Consider the following 6412-nt stretch of genomic DNA (forward strand, 5'->3'; position numbering starts at 1 on the left):
GGGGCGCACGAGACCTCGAACGTCTCGGCGAGGTCGGCCACCTTCTTCGCCTGGTGGAAGCCGTTCCAGATCACGTCGACGGAGGCGACGTCCATCGCGCCCGCCTCGAGGTACGGGCGGAAGCCGCGCGCCGTGTACAGGTTCTCGCCGGAGCAGATCGGCATCGACACGCTCCGGCGCACGTACGCGAGCGCCGCGGCGTCGTACATGTCGACCTCGAGCCACAGCAGGTCGAACGGCTCGAGCGCGCGGGCGACCCGGATCACCCCCTCCGGATCGAGGTTGAAGTTGAGGTCGACGATCGGGCGCGCCTGCCCCTCGGTGCCGGCCGCGAACGCCTCGAGGAGGCGCACGAGGTGCAGCGCGATCTCCGTTGCGCGCACGGTGCCGCCACCGCCGCCGAAGCCCGGCATCAGCACCTGCGGCTCGTCGCCGGGAACGACGATGTTCGTCTTGAACGCGGAGAAGCCGCGGTCGACGACCTCGCGGCCGAGCGCCTCGACGTCGTCGTAGGACGCGAGCTTCGACGTGCCGGTGACCTCCCAGGCACGGGCGCGGGTCGTCCCGCAGTGCGACCAGTAGAGCGGGACGGTGTCCCGCGTCGGGCCCCCGAAGAGCTCGTGGACGGGGACGCCGAGCGCCTTCGCCTTCAGGTCGAGCAGGACGTTCTCGATCCCGGCGAGCGCCTTCTGGATCACCGAGCCCGGGCTCTGCCGCGTGTGGCGGTAGAGGTCCCAGTAGATGCGCTCGACGGCGCGGGGGTCGCGGCCGACGACGAGCGGAGCGAGGTCCTCGACGATGCCGGCGATGCCGCGCGGAGAGCCGTGCGAGTCGGTCACCTCCGACCAGCCGACGAGGCCGTCGTCGGTCGTCGCCTTGAGGAACACCCACGGCCGCCAGCCGGCGTCGCAGAAGAGCGTCTCCAGGCGCGCGACGTTCACGAGGCCCCAGGATACGGCTCGCGGTCGACGGGGGGCAGCGTCGCCCGCCCGCTCGCGACGAGCGCCTCGGCGCGCTCCCAGTCACCCTCGTCGTCGACGTTGAAGCCCTCGAGGCCCTGCGTGAGGAACGGCGCCAGCACGCGACCCTCCCGCGTCCCCGTCTCGGTGACGACGCGCGTCCACGCGATCTCGAGTGCGCTGTTCTGGACGTAGACCGCGGGCAGCGCCTGGTACTGGCCCGCGTGCCACGCGACGTCCAGGTGGGCCTGATCGAGGAGGGGCCGCATCGTGCGGGCGTCGTCCGCGAGCACCCACATCTTCCCCGGGTGCTGCTTGACGAGCTCGACCGCGCGGATCGAGTCGGCCTCGGGCGTGGCGAGCAGCTGCTCCAGGCCTCGGCGGACCACCTCGGGCCCGCGGAACGGGTTCGTGGCCCGCACGATCGCGAACAGGTCGTAGCGCTCGGGGAGCCGTTCCAGCGTCCACGCGATCCACTCGATGTCGGGCGAGGTCGCGGTCGCGTACTCGGCGGGCCGCAGGAAGGGCACGTCGGCCCCGTACCAGCGGGCGACATCCGCGACCTCCTCGTGGTCGGTGGAGACGAGCACGCGCTCGAAGACCCCCGCGAGGCGCGCGGTCGCGATCGCGTACGCGAGCAGCGGGTGCCCCGCGAGCGGGCGGATGTTCTTGCGCGGCACGCGCTCCGACCCGGAGCGCGCCCCGATCAGCGCGATCGCGGAGGTCACGCCGCGCGCTCCGCGTCGGACACGAGCCCCGCGAGGGTCGGGCATGCACGACCGGCCCGGTGGGCGGCCCGGAGCACGGAGCCGGCGATCGCGTCGAGCTCGGTCGCGCGGCCGTGCCCGGCGTCGAAGGCGGTCGAGGTCGAGGCGTCGGCGGGCATCGCATCGATCATCGCCCACTGGTCGGCGGGGCGCAGGGAGACGCCGTCGGCCGAGGCCACCGCACACGCCTCTGCGACCGCAGCCTCGAGCCGGGCCCGCCACGACGGATCGGAGCGCAGCTCGCCCACCGTGAGCCCGCTGGCCGTCGTCGCGGCCGCGAGCACGGCGAGACGGGCCGTCTTCTCCCAGAGCACCGCCCGCTCGTCGTCGGCCAGTCGCACGTCGATCCCTCCCTCGACGAGGGGCTGCACCGCGGACTCGAGCAGTGCCCGGGTGACGTCGCCCGGGGCGGCCGTCACGAGGGGCGTGCCGCTTCGCTCCACGACCTGCCCGGGAGCGGCCGCCTGCGCCGAGAAGCGCGCGATCGTCGCGGGCGCGACGCGGCCGGCGAGCCGTCGCCGGATCACGTCGGGGTGCTCGAGCCCGTTGAGGAGCGGCAGCACGACGCCGTCCGCCGCCGCGAACACCTCGATCCGCTCGAGCGCGTCGGCGAGCACCGGCGCCTTCACCGCCACGACGAGGAGCTCCACCGACTCGGTCAGCACCTCGGTGACGTCGGGACGTGCGCGCAGCACGCCCGACGGCGTCTCGACGACGATCCCCCGCTCTCGCACCTGGGGCGCCGAGCCCCGGGTGCAGACGCAGATCACGCGCCGGCCCGCGGCCGCGACGCGTGCGGCGACGGCCGAGCCCACGGCGCCGACGCCGAGCACGGCGACGGGCCTGCTCACGTCAGCGACGGGTCGGCGACGACGTTGACGTACCGCGTGTCCGAGTAGACGTCGAGTGCCTCCACCCCGGCCTCCTTCCAGCCGGTCCCCGACTGCTTGACGCCGCCGAAGCCCATGTGCGGCTCCGACCCGTGCGTGCCGGCGTTGACGACGACGACGCCGGCCTCGGCCTGCTCGGCGAAACGCAGCGCGCGGTGCACGCTCGCGGTGTGGATCGCCGCCGTGAGCCCGTACGGCGAATCGTTGACGAGGGCGAGCGCCTCGTCGAGGCCGGCGACAGACGTCAGCGTCGCCACGGGGCCGAAGAGCTCGACCCGGGAGAGGTCGTCGTCCGGGGCGACGCCCTCGACGATCGTCGGCGCGAGGTGGTACCCGGGCCGGTCGAGCCGCTCGCCGCCGCACAGCACCGTCGCGCCGCGGGAGACGGCCCGCTGCACCTCCCCGAGGATCCGCTCGAGCGCCGCCTCGCTGATCACGGGCTGCGGATCGACGGCTCGGGTCTCCTCGAGCAGCCGCCCGCGAACCTCGTCGGCGACTGCGTCGAAGACGACGACCCGGCTGGCCGACGCGCAGCGCTGGCCGGCGTTCGAGAACGCCGAGGCGACGACCCACCGGACGGCGTTCTCGAGGTCGGCGTCGTCGCAGACGACGAGCGCGTTCTTGCCGCCCAGCTCGAGGCACACCTTCGCGAGGCGCGCACCCGCACGCTCGTTGATCCAGCGACCCGTCGCAGCCGAGCCCGTGAAGCTGACGAGATCGACGTCGGGGTGCTCGACGAGCGCCGCCCCCGCTTCGGGCCCCGTGCCCTGCACGACGTTCAGCACGCCGGGGGGAAGGCCGACCTCGTGCGCGAGCTCGGCGAAGAAGAACGCCGAGGCGGGGGCCTCCTCGGAGGGCTTGAGCACGGCGCCGTTCCCGCACAGGAGCGCGGGGAACACCTTCCAGGCGACGTTGGGCAGCGGGGTGTTGAAGGAGATGATGAGCCCGGCGACGCCGACCGGGCGGCGCAGCGTGAAGACCGTCCGGTGCGGCATGCTCGCCGTGGTCGTGCGGCCGTGGTAGCGACGCCCCTCGCCGGCGACGAACAGCCCCATCTCGACGGCGGCATCCGTCTCCCCCCGCGCGAGGTCGAGCGGCTTGCCCGTCTCCTCCGCGACGAGGACGGAGGCCTCCTCGCGGCGGTCCCGGAGCGCGAGCGCGAGCTCGCGCAGCAGGTCACCCCGCGCCACCACCGTGCGCTCGGCCCAGGGGCGCTGGGCGTTCCGTGCGGCTGCGACGGCGGCGTCGACGTCGGCAGCGGCCGATCGCGCCAGGCGGCAGAGCGCCGTCCCGTCGGCCGGGCGGTGCGTGTCGAGCCAGGCGCCGGATGCCGCGGGTCGCGCCTCCCCGTCGATCAGGTTCGGGATCTCGGCGGGAATCACCAGGCGGTCCAGCCGCCGTCGACAACGATGTTCGCGCCCGTCACGTACGACGATGCGTCGGATGCGAGGAAGACGACCGCGCCGACCGCCTCCCGCGCCTCCATCAGGCGCCCGAGCGGCGAGCGTCGTGCGAAGGCCTCGACGAAGGGCTCCGGCTGCCCGTCCACGATCCCGTGCGGCGTGATCGTGTTCACGCGAACGCCGCTGCCGCCCCAGTACGTCGCGAGGTACCGCGTGAGGTTCAGCACGGCCGACTTCGACGCGGCGTAGGCGACCGGCTTGACGAACACCTCTCCCTGCTCGCGCCGGAAGTCGTACAGGGACTGGTCGGGCGAGACCATGCCGTAGACGGACGCGACGTTGACGATCGAGCCCCGCCGCTCGCGCGCCATCGCCGCGCCGATCACCTGGCACGGGACGAGCGTGCCGAGCACGTTCACGTCGACGACGCGCTCGATCGCGTCGAGCGGGACGTCCTCGAACGGCCCCACCTCCGCCGCCGGAGCGCCGGGAGGCGCGTCGATCGCCGCGGCGTTGACGAGGAGGTGCGGGACGCCCCAGTCCTGCTCGACCGCCGCGAGCACGCCCTCGACGGCCGCCCGGTCGGTGACGTCGGCGGTGTGGTGACGCACGACGCCTCGCTCGACCGCACCCGTGAGCTCGTCGGCGTGGTGATGCGGCGTCTCGCGCAGGTCGACGACCGCGACCCGCATCCCGCGATCGAGCAGGGCGGCCGAGAGCTCGGAGCCGAGGAGCCCGAAGCCGCCGGTGACGACGGCGACACGCCCGTCGAGGTCGAACAGCGGGTCGTTCACGCCTGCCCTCCTCCCCGCGCGCGCCACACCGCGTCGCAGAACTCGCGCACACACCCTCGCCCGCCCGGTCGCTCGAGCACCCAGGCGGCGAGGGAGACGACCTCCGGCCACGCGTCGGCGGGCACGACCGGAAGCCCGACGGCGCGGAGGCACTCGACGTCGTTGACGTCGTTGCCCACGTAGGCCGTCTGCTCGAGCCCGATCCCCAGCCGGTCGGCGTGCGCGCGGACAACGTCCAGCTTGTGCTCGACGCCGTGCGCGCAGTCGACGTGGAGCTTCCGGGCGCGTGCGGCGACGACGGGGTTCGGCTCCGTCGAGACGATCAGCGGCTCGACGCCGACCGACTCGAGGCGCCGCAGGCCGAGGCCGTCGCCGCGCCAGCAGGCGACGGTCTCCTCGCCCGTCTCGCTCACCCACACGCGGTTGTCCGTGAACACGCCGTCGAAGTCGAAGACGGCGAGGCGGACGGTCTCGAGCACACCGGCGTCGATCAGGCACCTTCCCGGGTCGCCTGCACGGCGGGCTCCGCGACCGGCTCGACGTCCGTCGGGTGGATCGCCTCGTCGACCTCGAGCGGCCGGACGAGCCGGCGACCGAGCAGGTCGTCGAGCGCATACGGCGGGAGGCCGCCGCCCGCCGGGGAGCGAGCAGCGAGGTCGCCGGGCCCGAGCACGTGCCCGGCCCCGAGCGCCCGCGCCGCCACGAGCTTCTTGCCCATCTTCTCCAGGGGCTTGGCCTCGATGTCGAGCGGGCGCTTCACGCCGTCCCCGAGCGCGTCGGGCACACGGCGCAGGTCGCGGACGAGCTTCCGCATCCCCTCGGGCATCAGGGAGAACGCGTGGTCGGTGCCCTTCCACGTGTGGCTGAGCGTGAAGTGCTTCTCGATCACGCGCGCGCCGAGCATGTAGGCGACGAGCGACATCGCGATCCCGTCCTGGTGGTCGGACAGCCCGACGACGAGGTCGGGGTAGCGGTCGCGGAGCGTCGCGATCGCCTGGAGGTTCAGGTCCTCCACCGCCGCCGGGTACGCCGCGGTGCACTGGAGGAGGCAGACCTGGTCGTTGAGCGGGCGCACGGTGTCGACGGCGCGGTCGACGTCCTCGATCGTCGCCCCGCCGGTCGAGACGATCAGCGGCTTGCCGAACGCCGCGACGTGGCGCAGGAGCGGGACGTTCGTGAGGTCGCCGGATGCGATCTTGAACGCCGGCACGTCGAGCTCGGCGAGGAAGTCGGCGCTCGGCTCGTCGAACGCGGTGGCGAAGAAGCCGAGCCCGAGGGAGCGCGCATAGCCCTGGAGCTCGACGTAGGCGTCGTGGCCGAGCTCGAGTGCCTCACGGTGCTCCCCGTACGTCGCACCGAAGCTGTTCTCGTGGTCGTACGGCTGGTCGAAGAGGTCGCGCGTGAAGAGCGACCGGTTGTCGCGCTTCTGCAGCTTCACGGCGTCGACGCCGCAGTCGTGGGCGGCCCGGATGAGCTCCTTCGCCTTCTCCACCGACCCCTGGTGGTTGTGGCCGATCTCGGCGATCACGTAGACGTCGGCGTCGTCCGCGATGCGCCTGCCGTCGATCGAGAGCTCCCGCACGCTGCGATGGTACTCGC

General features: G+C 73.5%; 7 protein-coding genes. All 7 read right to left on the bottom strand.

Annotation, left to right across the window (positions count from 1 at the left end):
* Nucleotides 1-941 (bottom strand): mandelate racemase/muconate lactonizing enzyme family protein (locus tag AC162C_RS13235; protein WP_484097957.1); only part of this gene is annotated, 941 nt, incomplete at its 3' end.
* Entirely contained in the window at nucleotides 938-1687 is a 750-nt protein-coding gene (locus AC162C_RS13240; protein ID WP_484097958.1) for an acylneuraminate cytidylyltransferase family protein, read from the bottom strand. The genes AC162C_RS13240 and AC162C_RS13235, both read right to left, overlap by 4 nt.
* Nucleotides 1684-2577 carry a ketopantoate reductase family protein gene (locus tag AC162C_RS13245; protein ID WP_484097959.1) on the bottom strand — a complete coding sequence of 298 codons (894 nt, stop codon included), beginning with the start codon at nucleotides 2575-2577 and terminating at the stop codon, nucleotides 1684-1686. Before AC162C_RS13245 ends, AC162C_RS13240 begins: the two co-directional genes overlap by 4 nt.
* A complete protein-coding gene (locus AC162C_RS13250; protein ID WP_484097960.1) occupies nucleotides 2574-3998 on the bottom strand; it encodes an aldehyde dehydrogenase family protein in 1425 nt (474 codons plus the stop codon). Before AC162C_RS13250 ends, AC162C_RS13245 begins: the two co-directional genes overlap by 4 nt.
* Nucleotides 3995-4813 carry an SDR family oxidoreductase gene (locus AC162C_RS13255; RefSeq protein ID WP_484097961.1) on the bottom strand — a complete coding sequence of 273 codons (819 nt, stop codon included), beginning with the start codon at nucleotides 4811-4813 and terminating at the stop codon, nucleotides 3995-3997. The genes AC162C_RS13250 and AC162C_RS13255 overlap by 4 nt, the downstream gene beginning before the upstream one ends.
* Nucleotides 4810-5292, bottom strand: a complete 483-nt coding sequence (locus AC162C_RS13260; RefSeq protein WP_484097962.1) for a KdsC family phosphatase — start codon at nucleotides 5290-5292, stop codon at nucleotides 4810-4812. The genes AC162C_RS13255 and AC162C_RS13260 overlap by 4 nt, the downstream gene beginning before the upstream one ends.
* 11 nt (nucleotides 5293-5303) lie before the next feature.
* A complete protein-coding gene (locus AC162C_RS13265) occupies nucleotides 5304-6395 on the bottom strand; it encodes an N-acetylneuraminate synthase family protein (protein ID WP_484097963.1) in 1092 nt (363 codons plus the stop codon).
* Between the last annotated feature and the right edge of the window lie 17 nt (nucleotides 6396-6412).

This window comes from Gaiella sp. (assembly GCF_057140465.1).